Source organism: Actinoallomurus sp. NPDC052308, from assembly GCF_040679195.1.
Classification (GTDB): domain Bacteria; phylum Actinomycetota; class Actinomycetes; order Streptosporangiales; family Streptosporangiaceae; genus Actinoallomurus; species Actinoallomurus liliacearum.
Map to the genome: position 1 here is coordinate 74,517 of NZ_JBFAUM010000001.1, position 22,813 is coordinate 97,329.

A 22,813-nucleotide genomic window follows, 5' to 3' on the forward strand; every position below is an offset into this window, starting at 1 on the left:
CGCACCGTCCGGTACCCGCAAAGGACTGGAACGACCTATGACCGAGCGAAGCCCGCTCAACGGCGGCCCCCTGCGCGCGCCATTGGCGCCCGCGGCGCCTTCCGCGCTCCCTGTGAATCCCGCCTTTTCGGTGGCGGCGGCCGGATGACCGCCTCGCATGACCGGCCAGGGCGGCTGGCCGTCGGCATCGTCGGTGTCGGCCGTGTCGGCTCGGCCCTCGGCCACGCGCTCACGCTCGCCGGCCACACGGTCGTGGCCGCCGCCGGCGTCTCCGAGGCCTCCCGCGAACGCGCGCGGCAGCGGCTGCCCGGCGTTCCGCTCCGCCCGGTCCAGGACGTCGTCTCCGCCGCCGACCTGGTCCTGCTCACCGTTCCCGACGACGCGCTCGCGCCGCTGGTCACCGGGCTGATCGCCACCGACGTCAAGGTCGAGGGCAAGCTGCTCGCGCACACGAGCGGCCGGTACGGCGTGCGCGTCCTCGATCCGGCCACGCGCGCCGGGGCGCTGCCGCTCGCCCTGCATCCGGTGATGACCTTCACCGGGCGGCCCGACGACGTCCACCGGCTGGCCGGGATCAGCTTCGGCGTGACCTCGCCCGAGCCGTTGCGGCCCGTCGCCGAGGCCCTCGTCGTGGAGATGGGCGGCGAGCCGGTCTGGATCCCCGAGGATCGGCGCGCGCTCTACCACGCGGCCCTCGCGGGCGGCGCCAACCACCTCGTCACGCTCGTCGCCGAGTCGATGGACCTGCTGACACGGGTCGGCGTCGAGGCGCCGGGCCGGATGCTCGGACCGCTGCTCGGCGCGGCGCTCGACAACGGGCTGCGGCTCGGCGTCCGGGGCCTGACCGGCCCGGTCGTCCGCGGCGACGCCGGCACGGTCGCCGAGCACGTCACCGAACTCGCCCGCGTCTCACCCGAGGCGCACGACGCGTACATCGCGCTGGCCCGGCTGACCGCCGACCGCGCGCTGGCCGCCGGGCTGCTGCGCGCGGAGGACGCCGAGCGCCTGCTCGACGCCCTGGCGGGCGGCCGTGGAGACGACACCGAGGGGACCGGAGATTGATGCCCGTCATCGCCCGCACGCGTGAGGAACTCGCCGCCGCCCGCGCCCCCGACGGCACCCTGGCGCTGGTCCCGACGATGGGCGCGCTGCACGAGGGCCACCGGTCGCTGCTGCGCCGGGCCCGGGAACTGGCCGACGTCGTCGCGGTGAGCATCTTCGTCAACCCGCTGCAGTTCGGGCCGAACGAGGACCTCGACCGGTACCCCCGGACCCTCCCCGAGGACATCGAGATCTGCGCGGCGGAGGGCGTCGACCTGATCTTCGCGCCGACCGTCGACGTCATGTATCCGCCGACCGCGCTCGGCGCGCGGGTCACCGTCGACTCGGGACAGATGGGCACGATCGTCGAAGGTGCCTGCCGCCCCGGCCACTTCGACGGCGTGCTCACCGTCGTCCTCAAGCTGTTCAACCTGGTCCGGCCGGACCTCGCCGTCTTCGGCGAGAAGGACGCCCAGCAGCTCGCGATGATCCGCCGGATGGTCGCCGACCTGAACATCCCCGTCCAGGTCGTCGGCGCCCCGACCGTACGGGAGACGGACGGCCTGGCGCTGTCCAGCCGCAACCGTTACCTGTCCGCGGCCGAGCGCCTCACCGCCGTGTCACTGTCCATGGCGCTGCGCGCGGGCGCCGAGACGGTGGGCGACGGTCCCGCAAAGGTCGTACGGGCGGCGCGGACCGTGCTCGACGGCGCGATCGCCGCCGACCCGCCGCTCGAGCTGGACTACCTCGTGCTCGTCGACCCGGAGACGTTCCAGGAGGTCGACGACGCCCACACCGGCCCGGCCGTGCTCGCCGTCGCGGGCCGGGTCGGAACCACCCACCTCATCGACAACGTCCCCCTGCTCTTCGGTCCCGCCTCGGAGTGACCCGCATGTTCCGCACCATGTTCAAGTCGAAGATCCACCGCGCCACGGTCACCCAGGCCGACCTGCACTACGTCGGCTCCGTGACGATCGACGAGGACCTCATGGAGGCCGCCGACCTGCTGCCCGGCGAACAGGTCCAGATCGTCGACATCACCAACGGCGCCCGCCTGGAGACGTACGTCATCACCGGGCCGCGCGGCAGCGGAGTCATCGGCATCAACGGCGCCGCCGCCCACCTCGTCCACCCCGGCGACCTGGTCATCCTCATCAGCTACGGGACGATGACCGACGCGGAGGCCCGGACGTTCCAGCCGCGCGTCGTCCACGTCGACCGCGACAACCGGATCGTCGACCTGGGCACCGACCCGGCCGAGCCGGTCCCGGGCACCGCCGCCGTCCGCGGCGACGCGGTCGAGGACGTCCCGGCCTGACCCCGGCTCTTCAACGCCGAGCCGGATCCGGCACGGGGTCGGCCGCGAGGGCGTCCCGGTCCGGGGCTGTTCCTAGGCCGGTCAGCGCGGTGCCGGGTCCGGGAGGCGGCCGGCCGCGGCGGCGGCCGCGAGGACGTCCAGGTAGTCGCGCTGGCGGACGATCCGGCCGTCGCGGACGGTGAGCACGACGAGGTTCGCGATCGAGCACGGCAGGCCGCTCGCGGTCGCGGTGCCGACGATGGCGTGCTCGGCGACGATCACCTCGGGGTCGGTCGTCTCGTGCACGACGACGCCGCGGAACTCCTCGATCCGCAGCGCCCCGCCCATAGCCGCCCGCAGGTGGGCCCGGATCGCCGCCCGGCCGTGCAGGGAGCGCGGGGGACCGGGCGCGGCGAAGGGGAACTCCAGGACCGCGTCGTCCGCGTACAGGTCGGCGTAGTCGTCGGCCGACCCGTCGAGCGCGGCCCGCAGGATCCGCTCGTACACCGCGCGCGGGCCGGGCACCGGGCCGTCCGTGCCGGACATCGGGCCGTCCGGGCGGGGTACCGGGCCGGACGGTGACCAGGGGGAGAGCGCCGGGTCCGGGGCCGGGGCCGGGAGGTCGCGGGCGCCGGCGAGCAGCGCGTCCAGGGCGCCGAGGGCGTCGGCGATGGCCAGGGTGGGCTGGTACTCGCGCCAGAGCCGGACGCGGCCGTCGTGGACCCGTAGCACGAGGACGAACGGCGCGGCGGCGGAGCGGCCGGTGGTCGTGACGGTGCCGGCCATCTCGTACTCCACGACGATGGTCTCGGGGTCGGTGGTCTCGTGCACCCGGACGTCGCGGAACTCCTCGAACCGTACGGGCAGCGCCGCCCGGCTCGCCGCGGTGTGGGCGTGGAACTCCGCCCCGTCGGTGAATCGCCGGGACGTCCCCGGCGGCGCGCAGGGCAGTTCGATCGTCACGTCCCCGGAGCGCAGCGCCTCCGGTGCGCCCCACTCGCCGCGCAGCACCCTGTCGCGGAACCCCTCGAACACCTGCCGTGGACCGGTCGCCGGCATACCAAGCCTCCATTCGCTCAACGCATGTTGAGACTCAACGAGCGTAGAGCGAAATTGGATCTTCGGTCAACGCCGGTAGATTCGGGCCGTGCGCGACGCGAACGAGCCGATGACCCGGGCGGAGCGGAGGCGGCGGACGGAGGCGCGGATCCTCGCCGCCGCCCGCGCGCGGTTCGCCGAGGTCGGCTACGACCGCACGACGATCCGTGCGGTCGCGGCGGCGGCCGAGGTGGACCCCGCGCTCGTCATGCAGTACTTCGGCGACAAGAAGGAGCTGTTCCGCCGGGCCGTCGAGGTTCCGCCCGACAAGGAGCTGCCCGGCGACCCCGCCGGGCTCATCGACCTGCTGCTGTCCATCGTCGGCGTCAAGCTCGGCGAGCTCCCGCAGACGTCACTGCCGCTGCTGCGCTCGACGTTCACCCATCCGGAGGCGACGGAGCGGATGCGGGCCGCGATGACCCGGCAGGTCGGGCAGGCGAGCGCCGCCATCCCGGGCGAGGACGCCGAGCTGCGGGCCGCGCTGATCCTGGCGATTTTGTTCGGCGTGTCCACCGGACGGAATCTGATCGAGCTCGGCCCGCTCCGTGACGCGACGCCGGAGCAGATCACGCGGCTGCTCCGGCCCTGTTTCGAGGCGCTGGCCGGTCAGGCCCCACCCGAGACCTGATCCGCCGACGCCCGTAGCCGGGGGAGCAGGTCGGCGATCCGCTCGAGCTGGTCCCGCTGGCCGCGCAGGTCCAGCGCGCCCAGGCGGAGCACCAGGTGCCGTGCTCCCGCGGCGACGTACCGGCCGAGGCCCTCGCGGACCTGGTCGGCGGTGCCGGTGACGACGGCCTGGATCTTCTCCAGCTCCGTCAGCGGCATGCCGTACGCCGCCCGCGCGTAGTCCTCCAGCGCTTCGCGGCCGCGTGCCACGCTCTCGTCGACCCGTACGGACACGAACAGGGCGGGCGTCACGTCCTCGGGCGTGCGTCCGGCGTCGGCGGCCGCCTTCCGTACGTCCTCCAGGCCGGTCGCGTAGTCCGCCGGATCGGGCGGGTACGGCAGCCATCCGTCGTACAGCCGCCCGGTGCGGGCCAGCGCGGCCGGGGTGCCGCCGCCGAGCCAGATCGGCGGGCCGCCGGGCCGGAACGGTCGGGTGGCGGGCGGCAGGTCGTCGAACCGGAGGATGTCGCCGTGGAAAGAGGTGGCGCCGTTCCACAGGTCGCGCCAGAGCGCGACCGTCTCGTCCAGCCGCGTGAAGCGGCGCTCCCACGGCACCTCCGAGAGCGTGTAGAACGGCCGGCCGAACCGGCCCGGGAACCCCGCGCCCACCGCGACGGCGAGCCGGCCGCCGGACAGCAGGTCGACCGACGCGATCGCCTGGGCCGCCTGCACCGGACGGCGCAGGAACGGCAGCAGCGCCCCGGTCCCGAGCGTCACGCGGTCGGTCGCCGGGGCCAGCGCGGCGAGCATCGTCAGCGCCTCGATGCGGGGGCTGATCAGCGAGTCGTTGACGAAGAGGGAGGAGAAGCCCGAGCGTTCGGCGTGGCGGCCGAACGCGACCAGGTCGCGCGGGTCGCCGTCCGGGCCCCACTGGGCGCTCCCGGTCGGCAGCAGCACGCCGACGTCCATACCGCCGCTCATCTCGGTCACGGGATCTCCTTGTCGTGGTTCGGGGGCACCGCAGATCCTGCGGGCGGCGACGGCGGCGGGCAATTCCCTGCGGGGAATGGGGCAGCGACCCCGGCGAAGCGGGATGACCCCGGAGGAATGGAACGGTTCGGGCGACCGGTTATAGTCAATCTGACGAGAATGCCTCCGGAGGAGGGTCCATGGTCCCCCGACGCCTCACCGCACCCGATCCAGGCTGGACGATCGACACCGACATCATCGTGATCGGCTCCGGCGTCGCCGGACTCGTGACGGCCCTGCGGGCCCGTACGGCCGGACGCGTGCTGCTGGTCACCAAGGCGCTGCTCGACGACGGGTCCACCCGGTGGGCCCAGGGCGGCATCGCGGCGGCCCTGCACCCGGACGACTCCCCGGAGGAGCACCTCCGCGACACTCTCACCGCCGGTGTCGACCTCTGCGACGACGAGGCCGTACGCGTGCTCGTGACCGAGGGCCCGGACGCCGTACTCGAGCTGATCGAGCTCGGCGCCGAGTTCGACCGGGGCGAGGACGGGCAGGTCGCGCTGACCCGCGAGGGCGGGCACCTCAAGCGCCGCATCGCGCACGCGGGCGGCGACGCGACCGGTGCCGAGGTCAGCCGGGCGCTGCTGGCGAAGCTCAAGGACTCCGGCATCGAGGTCATCGAGCACGCCCTGGTGCTCGATCTGCTGATGGAGCAGGGGCGGGTCGCCGGGGTGACGCTGCACGTCATGGGGGAGGGACGCCGCGACGGCGTCGGCGCCCTCCGCGCCCGCGCGGTGATCCTCGCGACCGGCGGCCTGGGCCAGGTCTTCCAGGCCACCACGAACCCGGAGGTGTCGACCGGCGACGGCGTCGCGCTCGCGCTGCGCGCCGGGGCGGCCGTGGCGGACCTGGAGTTCGTGCAGTTCCACCCCACTGTCATGTGGCTGGGCCCTGACGCGAAGGGGCGGCAGCCGCTGATCTCCGAGGCCGTACGCGGCGAGGGGGCGTACCTCATCGACGAGCAGGGTGACCGGTTCATGGCCGGGCGGCACCCGCTGGCCGACCTCGCCCCACGAGACGTCGTCGCCAAGGCGATCACGACGATGATGCGGGAGACCGGCGCCTCCTGCGCCTACCTCGACGGCCGGAACCTCGGGCCGCGGACCTGGGCGAACCGGTTCCCGACGATCCTCGCGATCTGCGAGGAGCACGGCATCGACCCGGTGCACGAGCCGATCCCGGTGCTGCCGGCCGCGCACTTCTCCAGCGGCGGCGTCCGTACGGACCTGTGGGGCCGTACGTCCGTCCCGGGCCTGTACGCCTGCGGCGAGGTCGCCTGCACCGGCGTGCACGGCGCGAACCGGCTCGCCTCGAACTCCCTCCTCGAGGGCCTGGTCTTCGGCCGGCGGATCGCCGAGGCGCTGTCCGCCGACCTCGCCGGCGAAGCCGCGCGAACCGCCGAGGAAACCCCTCGGACCGCCGGGGAGCCGGCGCTGCTGGATCCCGGCGTGCGCGCGGAGGTCCAGCAGATCATGACCTCCTACGCCGGCGTTCTGCGGAACGGTCCAGGACTGGACCGCGCGGCACGGGAGCTCGCCGCGCTCGCGGACCGTACGACCGACGAGCCGTGCACCGAGGCGTGGGAGGCGACCAACCTGCATACCGTCGCGTCCCTGATCGTGGCGGCGGCCCGGCGCCGTGCGGAGACCCGGGGCAGCCACTGGCGGGAGGACTTCCCCGACGCCGACCGGACGTGGCGCGGTCACCTGGTCTCGACCCTCGCCGCCGACGGAACCATCACCACGACCTACGAGCCCCGGGAGCTTTCTTGAACACCGAACTCGAGACGAGGCTGCGCGCCGCCGGACTGGATCCACAGGCTGTGGACGGCCTCGTCCGTACGGCGCTGGCCGAGGACGGCGAGACGGACGTCACCAGCGAACCGATCTTCCCGCCCAGCGCCACCGGCCGCGCCGACATGGTGGCCCGGCAGCCCGGCGTGGTCGCCGGCCTCCCCGTCGCCGAGCTCGTCTTCGCCGCGGTCCTCGACCACTCCCCGCAGGTCCGCGACGCCCTGAAGGTCGTCACCCGCGTCGAGGACGGGTCCCGGATCGCGCCCGGCGACGTCCTGCTCACCGTCGAAGGCCCCCTGGTGCCGCTGCTGCGCGCGGAGCGCACCGCGCTGAACTTTCTCACCCACCTGTCCGGCGTCGCGAGCCTCACCCGCCGCTGGGCGGACGAGATCGCGCACACGAAGGCCCGCGTCCGGGACACCCGCAAGACGCTGCCGGGGCTGCGCGCGCTGCAGAAGTACGCCGTCCGCCTCGGCGGCGGCGTGAACCACCGCATGTCCCTCGCCGACGCGGCACTGATCAAGGACAACCACGTGGCCGCCGCCGGGTCGGTGACCGCCGCGTTCACCGCCGTGACCAGGCCGGACCTGCACGTCCAGGTCGAGTGCGACACCCTCGACCAGGTACGCGAGGCGCTGGCCGCCGGGGCGCGCTCGATCCTGCTGGACAACATGGGCATCGCCGAGCTGACCGAGGCCGTACGCCTGACCGACGGCCGGGCCGAGCTGGAGGCCAGCGGCGGGCTCACCATCGACGGGGCCCGCGCTGTGGCCGAGACCGGAGTCGACTACCTTGCCGTGGGGGCGCTGACCCATTCGGCCGGCGCGCTCGACATCGGCCTTGACCTCTCGACAGCGGGGACCTGATGCTGCTCACGATCGACGTCGGTAACACCCACACGGTGCTGGGCCTCTTCGAAGGGGAGGAGGTCATCGAGCACTGGCGCATCAACACCGACGCCCGGCGTACCGCGGACGAGATCGCGGTCGTCCTGCAGGGCCTCGTCCAGCAGAGCCCGCTGCTGGCCGACACCGACATCAGCGGCATCGCGCTGTGCTCCACCGTCCCCTCGGTCCTGCACGAGATGCGGGAGATGTGCCGTCGCTACTACGGCGACGTCACCGCCGTCATCGTCGAGCCGGGCGTCAAGACCGGGGTGCCGATCCGGATGGACAACCCCAAGGAGGTCGGCTCCGACCGGATCATCAACAGCCTGGCGGCGGGCCACCTTCACGGCGGCCCCGCGATCGTCGTCGACTTCGGCACCGCGACGACGTTCGACGCCGTCTCCTCCAAGGGCGAGTACGTCGGCGGCGCCATCGCCCCCGGCATCGAGATCTCGGTCGACGCGCTGTCCGCGCGCGGCGCGCAGCTCCACAAGGTCGAGCTCGTACGGCCCCGCAGCGTCATCGGCAAGAACACCGTCGAGGCGCTGCAGTCCGGCATCATCTACGGCTTCGCCGGCCAGGTGGACGGCGTCGTACGCCGCATGTCGGAGGAGCTGGCGGACGATCCGGAGGAGGTCACCGTCGTCGCGACCGGCGGCCTCGCCCCGCTCGTCCTGGAGGAGGCCCGCAGCATCGACGTGTACGAGCCGTGGCTGACGCTCATCGGCCTGCGCCTGGTCTACGAGCGCAACGTCGGCGTCTCCGGCTGAGCCGGCGGCCGCACGCCTCCGCCGGCCGGTCGGTCCGACCGGTCAGCCGTGCAGCGTGACGACGTACCCGTCGAGGTCGCGGAAGGCGAACATCCGGCCGAACGGGCTGTCGGAGGGCGGCCGGACGATCGCGACTCCGGCCGCGGCGAGGTCGTCGTGCGTCTTGTCGGCGTCGTCGGTCTTCAGCCACAGTGCCACGCCGAGCCCGGCCGGCCCGGCGTCCAGGTCCAGGCCGGGCAGCGGCTCGCGCACCGCGAAGCTGATCGGCTCCGTGGCGAAGACCACCGCGCCCGGCGGTGACGCCGGCGCCCGCCGGAGGCCGAGGTGCTTCTCGTAGAAGGCGGCCGCCGCCGCGACATCGCGCACCTGCAGAGCGACGAAGTCGGGTCCGCTCACTGTCATTTTTCGACTCCCGGGATGTATGTCAGGACTTTGACATGCGGAGCGTATGTCAGGATGTTGACATGACGCAAGACGAACTCGACGCCAGCGTGGGCTACGTGCTCAAACGGGCGCAGGCCGCGCTCCGCGCGGCCATGGACGCCGCCCTGCGCGAGCATGGGCTGACCACCCCGCAGTACGTCTGCCTCGAACGGCTCGGCCGGCGGCCGGGTCTGTCCAACGCCGAGCTCGCCCGAAATGCCTTCGTGAGCCGCCAGTCGATGAACGTCGTCCTGCGCGGCCTGGAGGAAGGCGGGCTCGTCGAGCGTCCGGCGCAGGCGGCTCACGGGCGGGCGCTGCCCGTCCGCCTGACCGCCGAGGGCAGGGAGCGGCTTCGTCGCGCCCACGCCGACGTCTTCGAGATCGAGCGGCGCATGGTCGGCGTCCTCGGCCCCGAACGCGTGGAGCCGCTACGCGCGGACCTGACCCGCATCGCCGAAGATCTCGGCGGCTGAACGCCCGACGGCCGAGGAGGGCCCGCCGGGCCGGTAGCCTTTTTCATCGTGAGCGAGTCGTACGACGATCTTCCGGAGCAGATGCGGATCCGCCGCGAGAAGGTGGACCGGTTGCGCGAGCAGGGCGTGGACCCCTACCCGCTGGGGTTCCCGCGTACCGCGACGATCGCGGAGGTCCGCGCGAAGTACCCCGACCTCGAGCCGGGGGCGTCGACCGGGGACAAGGTCGGCGTGACCGGCCGCGTCATCCTGGCCCGCAACACCGGCAAGCTCTGCTTCGCCACGATCCGCGACGGCAGCGGCGACATCCAGGTCATGCTCTCGCTCGCCAACGTCGGCCCGGAGGCCCTGGAGTCCTGGAAGCGCGACATCGACCTCGGCGACCACGTCGGCGTCGAGGGCGAGGTGATCACCTCCCGGCGCGGCGAGCTGTCGATCATGGCCGACCGGTTCGCGCTGACCTCCAAGTCGCTGCGCCCGCTCCCGGAGAAGCACGCCGGCCTCACCGACCCCGAGCAGCGGGTCCGCATGCGCTACGTCGACCTGATCGTCAACGACGAGGCGCGGCGCATGGCCCGCCTGCGCAGCGACACGGTCCGCGCGGTCCGCGAGTACCTCACCGGCCGCGAGTTCCTCGAGGTCGAGACGCCGATGCTGCAGCCGATCCACGGCGGCGCGGCCGCACGTCCGTTCGCCACGCACATCAACGCGTACGACATGGACCTCTACCTGCGGATCGCCATCGAGCTGTACCTCAAGCGGCTCGTCGTCGGCGGCATCGAGAAGGTCTTCGAGATCAACCGCAACTTCCGCAACGAGGGCGCGGACTCCACGCACAACCCCGAGTTCACGATGCTCGAGGCGTACGAGGCGTACGGCGACTACGACACGATCGCCACCCTCACCCGTGAGCTGTACCAGGCCGCGGTGGTCGCCGCGCTCGGCACGACGGTCGTCGTCCACAAGGACCAGGAGATCGACCTCGCCGGCGACGAGTGGCCGCAGGTCACCCTGTACGGCGCGGTCTCGGACGCGGTCGGCGAGGAGATCACCACCGGGACGCCGATCGATGACGTCCGGAAGATCTTCGAGCAGCGCGACCTGGAGTTCGACCCCAAGTGGGGGCAGGGCAAGCTGGTCCAGGAGCTGTTCGAGGCGCTGGTGGAGCACACCCTCGTCCAGCCGACGTTCGTGCGGGACTACCCCCTCGAGACCTCGCCGCTCGCCCGCACCCACCGCGACGACCCGCTGCTCACCGAGAAGTGGGACCTCATCGGCTTCGGCACCGAGCTGGGCACCGGCTACTCCGAGCTCATCGACCCGATCGAGCAGCGCCGCCGGCTGACCGAGCAGTCCCTGCTGGCCGCCGGCGGTGACGCGGAGGCCATGCAGCTCGACGAGGACTTCCTCCGCGCCCTGGAGTACGCCATGCCCCCCACGGGCGGCGTCGGCATCGGCATCGACCGCATGATCATGGCCTTCACCGGCAAGAACATCCGCGAGACGATCCTGTTCCCCCTGGTCAAGCCGGAGTAGCCGTACGTCCCGGACGGGGGATCTTCTCGGCGAGGCCGAACAGGGGGAACAACTCCGGGAGCAGGAACACGTGCAGGCCGTCGATGCGTCCGGCCGAGGTCTCGACGACCTGAAGGGCGAAGGCCCGCAGTCCGGAGCCGCCGGCGTCCCGCCGGTACTGCGCCACGCCCACGCCGCCGTTGACCTCGACGGGTACCAGGGCGCCGTCACGGCAGAGCGCCTCCCCCGCGCGCAACCAGGCCGCGACCGCGGGCGCGCCGCGGAGCCAGAGGCCGTAGGGCGGCATCGACAGCGTCGCGTCGTCGTGCAGAAGCCCTACCAGCGCCGTGATGTCGAACCGCTCGAAGGCGCTGATGTAGCGGCTGAGGAGGGCGCGCTGCTCGCCGTCCAGCATGGTCTCCGACGCGGCGGGACGGCGCGACGGCATGGCCGCGCGGCCGCGCCGCAGCAGCGCGTTCACCGAGTCCTCGGTCAGGCCGAGCAGGTCGGCGACCTCGCGTGCGCGCCAGCCGAGGACGTCTCGCAGCAGCAGGACGGCGCGCTGCCGCGGGGTGAGCCGTTGCAGCGCGGCGACGAACGCGAGCCGGATCGACTCGCGTTCGACGGTGATCAGCGCCGGGTCGAGATCCGCGGGCAGCACCCGGGCGTCCGGGATCGGCTGGACCCAGGCGTCGGCGGCGCGGGCGGTGCCGAGCGGGCCGGGGCCGGGCGAGGGGTCGGCCAGGTCCATCGGCAGCGCCCGGCGCCGGGCCTGGCGAAGCTGCTCCAGGCACACGTTCGTCGCGATCGCGTACAGCCACGACCGCAGTGCCGCGCGGCGCTCGAACCCGCCGATTCCCCGCCAGGCCCGCAGCATCGTCTCCTGGACGGCGTCCTCGGCGTCGAACGGTGACCCCAGCATGCGGTAGCAGTGCCGGGTGATCTCGGGCCGGAGGACGGCGAGCTGTTCCTCCAGCGCGGCCCGGTCAAAGCGCCGGTCGGCGCTGGCCCCGTCCTCGTTCACCGGCCGGATGGCAGCCAGCCCGCCGCCCACAGGTTGGACGGTTGAGCCTCGCCCCGGAACACCGCCTCGTGCTTGCGGACGAACTCCGCGAACGTGGTCGGACGCACACCGAAGGCCTCGTGGGTGGACGAATCCACGACAGCCTCGGCGCATCCCCTGCGGCGCTCGGCGAACAGCTCGTCCAACGCGTCGGCGAAGAACGGGGACAGCCCGGCCTTCAGCAGCGCCTCGCGCTTGGCGGCGGGGTCGGCGGCGACGTACCGCACCGGCTTGCCGATGACGGAGGAGACGGTCTCGGCGACCTGATCCATGGTGAGGGACTCCGGACCGGACATCTCATAACGGCGGTCGGCCTCCCCCTTGCCCTGGAGGAGCGCGCTCGCCACCTTCGCGATGTCCGCGACGTCGACCGGCGCGATCGACGCGTCGCCCATCGGCAGGTTCAGAACGCCCTCGCCCGTCATGGACGGGACCTCCCGGAAGTACACCTGCATGAACGCGCTCGGGCGCAGCATCGTCCAGCGCATCCCGGACGACCGCAGATACTCCTCGATCTCGGCGTGCATGTGGGCGAACCGGAAACCGGAGGGGGCATCGGTGGCCCTTCCGGAGAACTTGATGACGTGTTCGACGCCGGCCCGCCTGGCGGCGTCGATGAAGGTGGTCTGCGTCTCGACCATCCGTTCGTTGGCCGTGGATATGAGCAGGACCCGCTCCACCCCGTCCAGCGCGGGCCCGAGCGTGTCCGGGCACAGCATGTCCCCCTCGACCAGTTCGACCGTGGACGGCACCGGCGCCTGACGCGCCTTGGCGAGGTCGCGCACCAGCGCCCGGACCGCGACCCCTTCGTGTGCCAGCTCGTGCACCACCGCGGAACCGTTCAACCCCGTCGTCCCGGTTACAAGCAGCACGTTCAGTGTCCTCCCGTTGCACCTTCGGCCGCGGCCGAAGGACGATTCATCGACCTGTCATCACGTAGGACGACGGGTGGGACGGAAACTGGTCGCGGGCGCGAGGGCTCGTTCGTGGCACTTTCACGCCGATGCGTCTTCACGCACGACAGAACCGCACGTCGGCGTAGGGCAAACCCTGTCTTCGACACTGACTCGTTGACAGGATCGGAGTCCGAACGGATTCTGGGCTCATCCATCGGCGGCTCGGCCGCCGATCCCGCGGGCCGGTGACCGAATGGCGGGCGGCTTCGTGACCGCGGGCCGCGCTCAGGTCAATCGGGAGGTCACCCATGAGTACGAGTCGGTTCCACGGTCCGATCCTGTCCCTGTACCGGGTCGTGGTCGGGCTGCTGTTCGTGTTCCACGGCGCAGCGTCGATCTTCGGTGTGTTCGGCGGCAACCGCGGCTCCGGTCACGCCATCGCGGCCGGCACCTGGCCGGGCTGGTACGCCGCCCTGATCCAACTGGTCTGCGGCGGACTCGTCCTCGTCGGGCTGCTGACCCGCCCCGCCGCGATCCTCGCCTCCGGCTCCATGGCGTACGCCTACTTCACCGTCCACATCAAGAACGGGATCATCCCGCTGCAGAACGGCGGCGAGCCGGCCGCGATGTTCAGCTGGGCGTTCCTGCTGATCGCCGTCTTCGGCCCCGGCGTGTGGGCCCTGGACTCGGTGCTCCGCCGCCCGAACCGGGCGGTCGCCGCCCGTCCCGCCGACTCCCAGCCCGACGTCGCCGCGACGGCGTAAGGACCGATCGACGACGGCCGTGGCCGGTCTCCCTTCCGCGCGGACGGGAGACCGGCCGTGGCGTCAGCGCCGGGACAGGGTCACGGGGACGGTGGATCCCTGGCCGGGGCTGATGCGTACCGAAGGGAGACGTGAGCCGCTGTCGTAGCCGACCTGACCGACGCTGCCGGCCATTCAGGCCGACCGGGCGGTGCGCCAGGACCTACGGCTTGCGGCCGACTCCCGCGTAGAACCAGGTCTGCACGGCCTCCTTCATGGAGACCGGCCGCTCGGGGCGCCACAGCGGCGCCCACACCAGGCCGGGGTCGACCAGCGCGAAGTCGCCGAACAGGCCCATCACCTGCTCCTGGGTACGCGCCGTCCCGGGCGCGGACGTCCGCTTGTACACCTCGACGACCTTGGCGACCACGTCGGGCACCCCATCGGCCGAGGCGTGGGTCAGGGCCAAGTGGCTGCCCGGGGCCAGCGCGTCGCGCAACTGCGCCATGATGCCGTGCGGGTCGTCCTCGTCGGGGATGAAGTGCAGGGTCGCCACGAGGAGCAGTGCGATCGGCTTGTCGAAGTCGAGCAGCCGCCTCGTCCGGATGCGATCGAGGATCTCCTCGGGGCGGCGCAGGTCGGCCTGGATCATCGTGGTGCGTTCCGCGTCGGCGAGCAGCGCCCGCCCGTGCGCGACCACCTGCTCGTCGTAGTCGACGTAGACCACCCGGGCGGCCGGGTTCACCGCGTGGGCGATCTGGTGCACGTTCTGTTGGGTGGGCAGGCCGGTGCCGATGTCGAGGAACTGGTCGATGCCCTGCGCGGCCATGTACCGCACCGCGCGTCCGATGAAGGCGCGGTTCTCCTTGATCAGGTTGACCAGTGTGGGATCGGCCGCGACCGCCTCCTCGGCGCGTACGCGGTCGGCCTCGTAGTGATCCTTCCCGCCGAGGTAATAATCGTACATTCGGGCGATATTCGGCACATTTGCATCGAACTCACCTGGCCGAGACTCCTCGCCCGCCACCGCTTCCCCTTCCCGGGATCACGCATTCTCCGGAACTTTACCGAGACTTTTCCGTGAATCACCGGATCCACCCAAAAGTCCGGATGTGACGGACGTCTCCGTGAACGAAGGGGCCCGCTGGGCGGGGGCTCACCAGACGGCGCCCTCGCGCCAGTCGCAGACGAGCTCGCCGGACAGGTCCAGGGCCGCCGCCAGCGGAAGGACGTGGACGGCGCCGTCCTGGTCCGCGGTACGCCGGATTCCGGCCGGTGTGAGCACCGAGGTCGGCCCTTGCCACGCCTTCCAACCGCGAGCCTGGTAGAAGCGCACGGCCCGGTCGGAGGCGCCGAGCGCTCCCAGCTCGTACGCGCCGCGCAGCAGCCGCTCCAGGGCGTCCATCACGATCGCGCCGTACCCGTGGCGGCGCCGGTCGGCGCGCACCCCGACGCATTCCACATAGCCGGTCCGCAGTGCCCGCCCGTCGTGCAGCAGTCGTCGCTGAACCAGCGACGCGTGCCCCACGAGCTCGGAACCCTCCCAGGCCAGAACGTGCATTCCGCCCAGCGCGTGGTCCCAGTCCTGGTCGCTCAGATCACCCTCGAACACGTCCTCGAGGAAGCCCCGCACCGTCTTGAGGAGGGCGGCGTCCAACTCCCCGGTATGCGCCGTACGTATCTCGATCATGGCCCTCATCCTCGCCGCGCCCCACCAACGCGGACAACCACCGCCCCCAGGCCGGGGCGGTGGTTGTTCGGTTCACAGCGGTTCGCTACGAGCCCCGAACGGCGACCTCTACGCAGTTGGACTCTCCGGTCCCGCTGTAGATCGCCTTGCGCCAGCGGATCCTCACTTCAACGCAGTGCGACTCGCCTTGCGCGCTGTAGGTGCTGATACGCCAATGGTCGCCTACGTTCACGAGGCCGCTTCGTGATCGAGCCAGACTGTGACCTCGACGCACTGCGAGTCACCTTGGGTGCTGTACGTGCTCCGACGCCATCCAGGCATATCTCACTCCTCCTCTAGATACGCCTGAATCATCTCCCTAGTTAGATCCGGCGGCAACGCTAGAGTGGCGACCTGTTCGAACGCCTGCTGTGCGCGAAAGACTTCGGCGGGAGTATCGATGAGCTGGCCTTCGGGCCAGCCGTCGGCGTAGGCGACGTCCGGTTCGTCGGGAAGACGCATGAGAGTAATCGGGCCGGTAACCGCGTCATGGCTGCCCGCAGAGAAGGGGAGCACTTGCACGGTCACGTTCGGGCGTGACCTGCACAGTGCGGCGAGCTGTTCGCGCATAACTTGACAGTCACCGATCCGCCGGCAGAGCACGGCTTCGTCGATGACCGTATGCAGGGTCGGGGCATTCTCACGATCAAGAATCTGTTGACGCTCCATACGCCTTCGGACCACCCCATCCAACTCTTGCGGTGGGAGTTCCCGTCCGGGCATCTGGTTCAATGCGCGGGCGTATGCGGGCGTTTGCAGGAGGCCGGGGACGACCCGCATGTCGAAGAGTCTGATCGACAGCGCTCGCTGTTCGGGATCGACGAAGTCGCCGAAGGGGCTGCTGTCGTCCTGGGCCTTCTTGGAGAGTTCGGCCATGACGCCGGGGAGGTTGAAGAGGGCGTCGGCGTGTTCGCCGAGGCCGGGTGGGGGCTTGCGGCGGCCTTGCTCGACGGACGCGACCGTCCACACGGACCAGGGGACGCGCTCGGCGAGCTGTTCGCGGGGCCAGCCCATGCGCTCGCGGTGGCGTCTTAGCTCTGTGCCGAAGTAGGAGACGAAGCCGGAGGAGTTCGCCATGGGTACGGGCTCCTTGTACGCGTCGGGGGAGAGCACAGGAGTACGAGCTGCAACCATTCCGCAGCGTAATCACTCGGTGACAGGATCGCCAGGCAGATGGCAAAGTCCGATCACAGGAGGTCACCGTGCTCATGAAGGTCGAAGGCGTCTACGTCTCCACGTGCGCCCATGTCCCCGAGGACACGCAGCTGCGGGTCGTCCACCACGCGGACGAGGAGATCACCTCCGTGCGGTTCGGCGAGGACGAGCTTCTCGTCGTCGAACTCGACGACGGAATGGTCCCCACGCTCGTCGAGGCCCTCCAAGGCGCTCACCGGGTTGAATCCGAGCCGGCCTGACCGGCGGCCCGGGAATCCGGGGTGGGGGCGTACCGAATGCTCGGTGAAGGCGACATCCAGGCGGCGGCCTGCGGCATTCGTCCCGGTCTCTGACCGCGTTCTCCGAGCCTTCGGTACGCCCCGTACCGGCCGGGTCATTCCTTCGAGGGAATCGCGAAGGTGCAGGTCGCCGGCGCACACTGCGCTGCATGAGCAACGAACTCGATGTCAAGGAACTGGCCGACCGCTATATCGCCCAGTGGAACGAGTCCGATCCGGCGGCGCGCAGCGCGGCGATTCGCGAGCTGTGGGCGGAGGACGGAGTTCAGGTTCTCGTGGACCCGCCTCAGGAGATCCGCCAGGCCGCCGCCGGCCTCGCGTTTGCGGTGCCGCCGTTGGAGGTTCGCGGCCACGCCGCCATGGACGCCCGGGTGACCCGTGCCTACGAGATGTTCGTCGCGCCGGGTGAGCACGTCTTCGAGGCCGCCGCGGAGGTATGCGTCCTGCTGCCCAACGTGGTCGGCGTTCGGTGGTCGATGACGTCGACAAGCAGTGGTGAGGCCGTCGGCGGCGGTCTGGATGTTCTGGCCCTGGACGACGACGGCAGGATCCGCGCCGATTATCAGTTCATCGGAGCGAGCTGATGCGCTTCGTCAGGATCGTCGGTACCGAGGACGGCGGGTCGGCCTTCGAGGAGGGCGAGATCGCGCTCGCCGAGCGGCACGTCGCCGAGGGGGTGCCCCCCATGGCGGTCGGCGGCCTGCCGTCCGCAGGTGGCGTGTCGTTCCTTCGTAGCGCCCAGTTCGACAGCGCGCCGCACCCGGCGCCGCGCGAGCAGTGGGTGGTGATGCTGCGCGGGACGATCGAGGTGGAGGTCAGCGGCGGTGACCGGCGCCGCTTCGGCCCGGGCGACATGGTCCTCGCCGCCGACACCGAGGGGCGAGGCCACGTCACCACCGGCGTCGGCACCCCGCCGTTCGAGGCGCTCTTCCTCCCGGTCTGACGGCGGGTGCACCACTTGGCGCACCCGCCGTCCACCGCGCTGTCACATCAGATTGTTCGGTATCGCCCTGACGTGAGATCAGGGAGCGAGGCCGTAGGCGTGGATGACGGTCTGGTCGACGGTGCGTCCGGTCGTGTCCTCGGCGGCGGCGCGCAAGGACACGTATTTCCCTGCCGACCCCGGAGGGTTCTGCAGGGTGGCCTCCCAGCCTTGCCCCGTGTTGTACACGGGGACGTTCTTCCAGGTGGTGCCGTCGTCGTAGGAGGCCCGGAGGGTGAGCCGGCGGACGGTGGGCGTCGGTGCGTCCTGATTGGTCCGTACGCTGAGAGCGAGATGCTGGGTGCTCGTGGAGGCGCGGTTGTCGTCGTCGAGACGGGTGCGGTAGAGCACCGACAGCAGGGGCAGGTCTTCTGCCCGGTCGCCGCTCGGGGGCTGTGCGGTGAACGTCCAGACGACATGCTGGCGGGTGGCCAGGTCCGACCAGGGGGCTTGCCGTTCGGCGTCGGTGGTGACCTTGTAGGCCGCTTGTCCGGATCCGCGCCCGGGCGCGGGCAGGTTGAACTCGCCGTAGCCTGGCTGGTCGCTTGTGGCGATGATCTTGCGGTCGGAGGTCTGGAGTGTCGTCTGGCCGGTGACGTGGTCGTAGGGGGCGATGCCGGAGTGGGCGTCCCAGGAGCTGAGCATCGGCACCCAGAACTGGAGGGTGCCGTCGCTGAGCAGGGTGTTGAAGTCGGCGCCGGCGCCGAGCGGACCGGTTGTCCGGTCGCGGGTGTACGTGCCCGCGCGCGGGAACCGTTCAGGGGCTGCGGTGACGCTGGCTTCGATGAGGTCGCAGTCCGCGCCGATGTCGGTATCGGTCTCCCAGTCGGCGCCGGGGCTGAAGTACTCGGTGCGGGTGGCGGGTAGTGACCCGACGCCTACGTAGAACCCCGTGGTGAAACCTCCGCCCGGCCAGTGGGCGCCCGCGTGGGTGCCGGCGCATGCGGGCCGGCCCTGGCGAGCGTAGCGAGTGTTCACGGTGGCCAGATCGGCCGTGCGGACCCGGAGGGCGGGATCGGACGGAATGACGTCCTGGTCCGAGGCGCTGCCGGCGACGTTGTAGATGTAGGGGCTACCGGTCACGGCACCGTCTTTGGTCAGCCGGCCTTGCAGCAGCAGCCGCAGTCCCGGAGCCGGACCGCTGGGCGTGATGTAGGTGGGCTGTCCGTTCAGGAAGATGTTCGCGGTGGTGGTGGTCTCGCCGCCGATGGTCTGGACGACGCGCGCGTACCCGCCGCCGCCGTCACCGCCGGTCAGCCGGGCGTCCGGGCGATCGACGTCGATCGACATGGGGCGGCCCTCGCGGGCGTCCAGGACCACGGTGCGGTCCTGGTCGAGGACGAACCGTGGCAGGTAGACGACGGTGAGAGATTTCCCGCCGCCCGGTTCCGGCGTGGACACTCCGGCCTCGACGACGTACTCGCCGGGCGCGAGTTGGCCGGTGAAGTGTCCGTTGTCCAACTGGCCGTACCCGTTCGTCGTCCCGTCCAGCGACCGGAAGATCACATACTGGGCGTCGGCGGTCTGTGGCGCTTTTCCGTCGCGGTCCAGCACGTCGACGGTGACCGTATGCGTGTCGTCCGTGGCGATCGCGGGTGCGCTGGGTGCAGGGAGCCGCTTGGCGCCATTGAGGACGCCCAGGACATCACCGGGTCGACTCAGGGTTGTGGGGACGGACCCGCCGGTGACGGCGATCCCACGGTAACCGTGGGGAAGGACCGGCTGACGTGGCGCCCGTTTCGCCGGTTGTGCCGGTTGCGTCGAGCGGGCCGCGGGTGCCGCCTGCGCGGGGCCGGCTGAGACAAGGGCCGCAGCCGCCAGCGCGGTTGCGAGCACGGTCGTTCGCTTCTTCACGGAAATCCTTTTCCTGCCACTGTGTAGCGGCTACGAGGCTGTTCAACGAAGGCCGAACGCGGATCGGCGGATGGCTCCGCCGATCCGGCGGGTCAGTGGGCGGGCGGCTGGTCGGCGACGTCCACCGAAAGGAGTGCGGCGGCGTACGTGACGGTGCCCGCCGCGGGCCGGTAGCCGTTCTTGGGCAGGCGGTAGGGCGTCGCTCCCGGATACGGGCTGACGAGCCTTCCACCGGCGGGCGGGCCGGCGATGCTTCGGGTCCCGAGGTACTGGTAGGTCCGCCGATCGAAGACCGTTTGGACGTGTCCACCGATGCCGTCGGGCACGGAGATGGCGATGCCCGGTCGCCCGACGGCGTCGGTGGCGTCGCGGTCGATCGTCGCGCCGGGTAGGTCGCCGAGGACCTCGAAGATCGCGGCCCGGACCTTCGGCGGAAGGTAGTGCTCCATGATCAGGCCCTGAATTCTCTTCAACCGCAGCTCAGGCCGAGGCACGCCGGAGTCCATCGTGTCGATGGCCTTCAGCAGCTCGACCCGATCCGTCGGCAGCGACCGGAGCGCCGCCGGGCTGCCCGGCGCCGGGGCCCCTGTCCGGGGGTACGGCTGCACCGGATCGTCGCAGTTTTGGCCGGGCGGGCAGGGAGTCTCCCGCAGTAGGCCGGTGCGGTGGCCGTCGACCGACAGCCACAGCTCCCGATTGATGGGCGGCAGTTTCTCGTGTGTGTAGTGGCCGTTCTTGTCGAAGACGTCGGCTCCTACGGTCACCTCGACCGACTTCACGTGGATGAACTGGTCGTCGCGCGGGTGGAGGTCGGGCTGCTTCCGGGCCGCCGCGGCGACCAGGCTCGTCACTTGCGCGACCTCGGACGCCTGGATGGTCGACGGTCCGGTGGGGCCGGAGCCGCCGCCGCGGGTGAGCACGATGGCGCCGGCGGCGACCGTGGCGGCCACGCCGCAGGCCACGGCCGCTCGGATCACCGGACGGCGGCGGACCCGGTGCTTGTTCCGTGTCACGTCCAGGGCCGTGACATCGGCCAGCAGCTCCCGGGCGGCCGGCCGGTTCTCGAACCCGGCCAGGGAGTCGTCGTGGACGTGGGCGATCGTACGGACCAGGTCGTCGGTGGGATGAGGCTTCATGTCAAAGATCCCCGCTCGCTCAGGGCCTGGTTCATGGTCAGGGGCTTCAGCTCGATTCCCGCCGCGTGGAGCGCTCGGGAGAAGCGTTTGCGGGCCCGGTGGAGCCGGACGCGCGCGGCGCCCTTCGAACAGCCGAGGACGGCGGCGAGGCCGGAGTGGTCGAGGCCCTCCCAGGCGACGAGGCCGAGCAGTTCCCGGTCGTCATCGGACAGGCCCCCGAACGCCCGGCGGATGGCCGGCGCGTCGGAAGGATCCGCGATGACCGCGGCGATCTCGTCCCGGAGCGACGTGGTCCGCAGCCGCCGCCGGGACTCCCCGCGCCGCTGGTTGGCCAGGACCCGGCGCGCGACGCCGTACAGCCAGAGCCGCGCCTTCTCGCCAGCGGGTACCTCGTCGAACCGCCGCCAGGCGACGGTGAAGGTCTCCGCGACGACGTCGGCCGCGTCCTCCGGGGAGGAACAGCGCCGCAACGCGTATCCCAGGATCGGGCCGTACGTCGCGGCGTACATCTCCTCGAATCTGGCCTTGCGGTCATCCATCGAAGGCCCGATGGCCGGATTGTCGACGTCGCACAGGACTCTCCTTCACCCAGGGGGCGGTGAACACCCCCTACGTGTCGAGAACACGTCGAGTGTTACGAGCGGGATTAATTCAGATGCTCGCCGCTCGAGTCCGGTGTTACGGTCGGCCCGACGGCGTACGCGAGCGAGAGCCGATGAAGGGGTGAGGTCGATGACCGTCTCAATGGTCGCTGCCACGCGCAGCACTCGGTCCGTCCTCACGTCCGGGGTCCTCGGCTGACCTTTCCCTCCGCGCGGCTCGCCGTCCTGTGAGCCGCTTCGCCGGGACCCCCTCTCTCAAGGGGTTCACGTTGTCACACTCTTCTTCTTCCGAGCGCGCCCTGGCCGACTACGGCTGGGACGAGGAGCGCGAGCGATCCTTCACCGCGTACCGCGCGAAGGGGCTGGTGCCCGGCCGCGTCATCGGCGTCGACCGGGGCCGGTGCGACGTCGTCACCGAGCACGGCGCCGTACGGGCCGGGACGTCGCTGGTGCGGTCGGCCGATCCGGTGGAGCTGCCGTGCACCGGGGACTGGGCGGCGCTGCGGCCCGGGCGCGATCCGGAGCTGGCGGCTCTGCTGCCGCGGCGCGGCGTGATCGTCCGTTCGGCGGTGTCGCGGTCCTCGCACGGTCAGGCGCTGGCCGCCAATGTCGACGTCGCGGCCGTGGTGGTCTCCGCCGCCGTGGACGTCAAGCCGGGTCGCGTCGAGCGGCTGCTGGCGTTGGCCTGGGAGGGCGGCGCGCTCCCGGTCGTCGTCCTGACGAAGATCGACGAGTCGGCCGACCTGCCGTGGACGGTGGCCGAGGTACGGCGGTCGGCGCCCGGTGTGGAGGTCGTCCCCACCAGTGCGGTCACCGGCGAGGGCATCGACGCGCTTCAGGCCGTGCTCACGGGCACGGTGGTCCTGCTGGGCCCCTCCGGGGCGGGCAAGTCGACGCTCGGCAACGCGCTGCTCGGGGCCGCGGTCCTGGAGACCGGCGCCGTACGGGCGCAGGACAACAAGGGGCGGCACACCACGGTCCGCCGCCAGATGGTCCGGCTGCCGAACGGCGGGGTGCTCATCGACACTCCCGGACTGCGCGGCGTCGGGCTGCTCGACGCGGAGGAGGGGCTGCGGCGGACGTTCGCGGACGTCGAGGAGCTGGCGCGGGACTGCCGGTTCGGCGACTGCGGCCATGAGTCGGAGCCCGGCTGCGCGGTGCTGGCCGCGATCGCCGAGGGCGCGCTGGACCAGCGGCGGCTGGACGGCTACCGCAGACTTCAGCGGGAGAACGCCTGGGCGGCCTCCCGCGCCGACGCGCGGCTGCGGAAGGAGCGTGCCGATCGCTGGAAGGCGATCACCAAGTCCGCGCGCGCCGCCGCGCGCGATCGGCGACGGTAGCGGTAATGAACGCCGGGGCCGACACGGTGGGCGTGGCCGCCCCGGCGTTCACTCAGGGGATCCCGGGGGTCAGTGGGGG

Annotated in this window: 25 protein-coding genes and 1 pseudogene; 13 read left to right on the forward strand and 13 right to left on the reverse strand. The window is 71.5% G+C overall.

What is annotated here, in order from left to right; translation table 11 throughout:
- Positions 1 to 144: 144 nt before the first annotated feature.
- The 3 genes from AB0L00_RS00390 to panD are packed head-to-tail and all read left to right on the forward strand — an operon-like array spanning position 145 to position 2,359.
- Positions 145 to 1,062, forward strand: coding sequence for a DUF2520 domain-containing protein (locus AB0L00_RS00390; protein WP_364426377.1), 918 nt, complete (start codon positions 145 to 147; stop codon positions 1,060 to 1,062).
- Positions 1,062 to 1,928 carry a pantoate--beta-alanine ligase gene (gene panC, locus AB0L00_RS00395; protein WP_364426380.1) on the forward strand — a complete coding sequence of 289 codons (867 nt, stop codon included), beginning with the start codon at positions 1,062 to 1,064 and terminating at the stop codon, positions 1,926 to 1,928. The genes AB0L00_RS00390 and panC overlap by 1 nt, the downstream gene beginning before the upstream one ends.
- Positions 1,929 to 1,933: 5 nt before the next feature.
- The gene (gene panD, locus AB0L00_RS00400) at positions 1,934 to 2,359 is read left to right on the forward strand and encodes an aspartate 1-decarboxylase (RefSeq protein WP_364426383.1); all 426 of its coding nucleotides are present in this window, start codon (positions 1,934 to 1,936) and stop codon (positions 2,357 to 2,359) included.
- An 81-nt stretch (positions 2,360 to 2,440) separates the two neighbouring features.
- On the opposite strand, the gene AB0L00_RS00405 is transcribed toward panD, so the two are convergent.
- Positions 2,441 to 3,397 (reverse strand): nuclear transport factor 2 family protein, encoded by a 957-nt coding sequence (locus tag AB0L00_RS00405; RefSeq protein ID WP_364426385.1) that lies wholly within the window; start codon positions 3,395 to 3,397, stop codon positions 2,441 to 2,443.
- Between the two features lie 88 nt (positions 3,398 to 3,485).
- Between AB0L00_RS00405 and AB0L00_RS00410 the strand changes: the two genes are divergently transcribed.
- A complete protein-coding gene (locus AB0L00_RS00410) occupies positions 3,486 to 4,064 on the forward strand; it encodes a TetR family transcriptional regulator (RefSeq protein WP_364426388.1) in 579 nt (192 codons plus the stop codon).
- On the opposite strand, the gene AB0L00_RS00415 is transcribed toward AB0L00_RS00410, so the two are convergent.
- On the reverse strand, positions 4,043 to 5,023 hold the full coding sequence (locus AB0L00_RS00415; RefSeq protein WP_364428925.1) for an LLM class flavin-dependent oxidoreductase: 981 nt from the start codon (positions 5,021 to 5,023) through the stop codon (positions 4,043 to 4,045). The genes AB0L00_RS00410 and AB0L00_RS00415 overlap by 22 nt on opposite strands.
- 188 nt (positions 5,024 to 5,211) lie before the next feature.
- On the opposite strand from AB0L00_RS00415, the pseudogene AB0L00_RS00420 reads away from it, so the two are divergent.
- A pseudogene (locus AB0L00_RS00420) lies at positions 5,212 to 7,733 on the forward strand (L-aspartate oxidase).
- Complete coding sequence (locus tag AB0L00_RS00425) at positions 7,733 to 8,524, forward strand: type III pantothenate kinase (protein ID WP_364426391.1); 792 nt, start codon at positions 7,733 to 7,735, stop codon at positions 8,522 to 8,524. The pseudogene AB0L00_RS00420 and the gene AB0L00_RS00425 overlap by 1 nt, the downstream one beginning before the upstream one ends.
- A 42-nt stretch (positions 8,525 to 8,566) precedes the next feature.
- On the opposite strand, the gene AB0L00_RS00430 is transcribed toward AB0L00_RS00425, so the two are convergent.
- The gene (locus AB0L00_RS00430; protein WP_345351940.1) at positions 8,567 to 8,926 is read right to left on the reverse strand and encodes a VOC family protein; all 360 of its coding nucleotides are present in this window, start codon (positions 8,924 to 8,926) and stop codon (positions 8,567 to 8,569) included.
- Positions 8,927 to 8,988: 62 nt separating this feature from the next.
- Between AB0L00_RS00430 and AB0L00_RS00435 the strand changes: the two genes are divergently transcribed.
- Together AB0L00_RS00435 and lysX are read left to right on the forward strand one after the other, a co-directional pair.
- On the forward strand, positions 8,989 to 9,420 hold the full coding sequence (locus AB0L00_RS00435; protein WP_364426393.1) for a MarR family transcriptional regulator: 432 nt from the start codon (positions 8,989 to 8,991) through the stop codon (positions 9,418 to 9,420).
- 81 nt (positions 9,421 to 9,501) lie between these two features.
- Entirely contained in the window at positions 9,502 to 10,956 is a 1,455-nt protein-coding gene (lysX, locus tag AB0L00_RS00440; RefSeq protein ID WP_364428928.1) for a bifunctional lysylphosphatidylglycerol synthetase/lysine--tRNA ligase LysX, read from the forward strand.
- Here the strand turns inward: lysX and AB0L00_RS00445 are convergent.
- Both AB0L00_RS00445 and AB0L00_RS00450 read right to left on the reverse strand, forming a co-directional pair.
- Positions 10,943 to 11,959: a sigma-70 family RNA polymerase sigma factor gene (locus AB0L00_RS00445; RefSeq protein WP_364426396.1), complete on the reverse strand. Its 1,017-nt coding sequence runs from the start codon at positions 11,957 to 11,959 to the stop codon at positions 10,943 to 10,945. The genes lysX and AB0L00_RS00445 overlap by 14 nt on opposite strands.
- On the reverse strand, positions 11,956 to 12,870 hold the full coding sequence (locus tag AB0L00_RS00450; protein ID WP_364426399.1) for an SDR family oxidoreductase: 915 nt from the start codon (positions 12,868 to 12,870) through the stop codon (positions 11,956 to 11,958). The genes AB0L00_RS00445 and AB0L00_RS00450 overlap by 4 nt, the downstream gene beginning before the upstream one ends.
- A 332-nt stretch (positions 12,871 to 13,202) precedes the next feature.
- Here AB0L00_RS00450 and AB0L00_RS00455 point away from each other — a divergent pair, with 332 nt between their 5' ends.
- The gene (locus AB0L00_RS00455) at positions 13,203 to 13,658 is read left to right on the forward strand and encodes a DoxX family protein (protein WP_364426402.1); all 456 of its coding nucleotides are present in this window, start codon (positions 13,203 to 13,205) and stop codon (positions 13,656 to 13,658) included.
- 202 nt (positions 13,659 to 13,860) lie between these two features.
- Here the strand turns inward: AB0L00_RS00455 and AB0L00_RS00460 are convergent, their stop codons facing one another.
- From AB0L00_RS00460 to AB0L00_RS00480, 5 genes are all read right to left on the reverse strand, one after another.
- Positions 13,861 to 14,664: an SAM-dependent methyltransferase gene (locus AB0L00_RS00460; protein ID WP_364426405.1), complete on the reverse strand. Its 804-nt coding sequence runs from the start codon at positions 14,662 to 14,664 to the stop codon at positions 13,861 to 13,863.
- Positions 14,665 to 14,793: 129 nt separating this feature from the next.
- Positions 14,794 to 15,327: a GNAT family N-acetyltransferase gene (locus AB0L00_RS00465; RefSeq protein ID WP_364426407.1), complete on the reverse strand. Its 534-nt coding sequence runs from the start codon at positions 15,325 to 15,327 to the stop codon at positions 14,794 to 14,796.
- Between the two features lie 85 nt (positions 15,328 to 15,412).
- Positions 15,413 to 15,559 (reverse strand): DUF397 domain-containing protein, encoded by a 147-nt coding sequence (locus AB0L00_RS00470; protein WP_364426409.1) that lies wholly within the window; start codon positions 15,557 to 15,559, stop codon positions 15,413 to 15,415.
- Positions 15,556 to 15,648: a DUF397 domain-containing protein gene (locus tag AB0L00_RS00475; RefSeq protein ID WP_364426412.1), complete on the reverse strand. Its 93-nt coding sequence runs from the start codon at positions 15,646 to 15,648 to the stop codon at positions 15,556 to 15,558. The genes AB0L00_RS00470 and AB0L00_RS00475 overlap by 4 nt, the downstream gene beginning before the upstream one ends.
- A 3-nt stretch (positions 15,649 to 15,651) precedes the next feature.
- Positions 15,652 to 16,443, reverse strand: a complete 792-nt coding sequence (locus AB0L00_RS00480; protein ID WP_364426415.1) for a helix-turn-helix transcriptional regulator — start codon at positions 16,441 to 16,443, stop codon at positions 15,652 to 15,654.
- 125 nt (positions 16,444 to 16,568) lie between these two features.
- Between AB0L00_RS00480 and AB0L00_RS00485 the strand changes: the two genes are divergently transcribed.
- The 3 genes from AB0L00_RS00485 (at position 16,569) to AB0L00_RS00495 (ending at position 17,763) form a co-directional block, all read left to right on the forward strand.
- Positions 16,569 to 16,781, forward strand: a complete 213-nt coding sequence (locus AB0L00_RS00485) for a hypothetical protein (protein WP_364426417.1) — start codon at positions 16,569 to 16,571, stop codon at positions 16,779 to 16,781.
- A 188-nt stretch (positions 16,782 to 16,969) separates the two neighbouring features.
- Positions 16,970 to 17,404: a hypothetical protein gene (locus tag AB0L00_RS00490; protein ID WP_364426420.1), complete on the forward strand. Its 435-nt coding sequence runs from the start codon at positions 16,970 to 16,972 to the stop codon at positions 17,402 to 17,404.
- Entirely contained in the window at positions 17,404 to 17,763 is a 360-nt protein-coding gene (locus AB0L00_RS00495) for a hypothetical protein (RefSeq protein WP_364426422.1), read from the forward strand. The genes AB0L00_RS00490 and AB0L00_RS00495 overlap by 1 nt, the downstream gene beginning before the upstream one ends.
- A 78-nt stretch (positions 17,764 to 17,841) precedes the next feature.
- Here the strand turns inward: AB0L00_RS00495 and AB0L00_RS00500 are convergent, their stop codons facing one another.
- The 3 genes from AB0L00_RS00500 to AB0L00_RS00510 all read right to left on the reverse strand — a co-directional run bounded on the left by AB0L00_RS00500 (position 17,842) and on the right by AB0L00_RS00510 (position 21,331).
- On the reverse strand, positions 17,842 to 19,356 hold the full coding sequence (locus AB0L00_RS00500; protein WP_364426425.1) for a hypothetical protein: 1,515 nt from the start codon (positions 19,354 to 19,356) through the stop codon (positions 17,842 to 17,844).
- A gap of 392 nt (positions 19,357 to 19,748) precedes the next feature.
- On the reverse strand, positions 19,749 to 20,792 hold the full coding sequence (locus AB0L00_RS00505; RefSeq protein ID WP_364426428.1) for a CU044_5270 family protein: 1,044 nt from the start codon (positions 20,790 to 20,792) through the stop codon (positions 19,749 to 19,751).
- Complete coding sequence (locus AB0L00_RS00510; protein ID WP_364426431.1) at positions 20,789 to 21,331, reverse strand: sigma-70 family RNA polymerase sigma factor; 543 nt, start codon at positions 21,329 to 21,331, stop codon at positions 20,789 to 20,791. The genes AB0L00_RS00505 and AB0L00_RS00510 overlap by 4 nt, the downstream gene beginning before the upstream one ends.
- Before the next feature lie 332 nt (positions 21,332 to 21,663).
- Between AB0L00_RS00510 and rsgA the strand changes: the two genes are divergently transcribed.
- Complete coding sequence (gene rsgA, locus AB0L00_RS00515) at positions 21,664 to 22,734, forward strand: ribosome small subunit-dependent GTPase A (protein WP_364426434.1); 1,071 nt, start codon at positions 21,664 to 21,666, stop codon at positions 22,732 to 22,734.
- Positions 22,735 to 22,813: the final 79 nt, after the last annotated feature.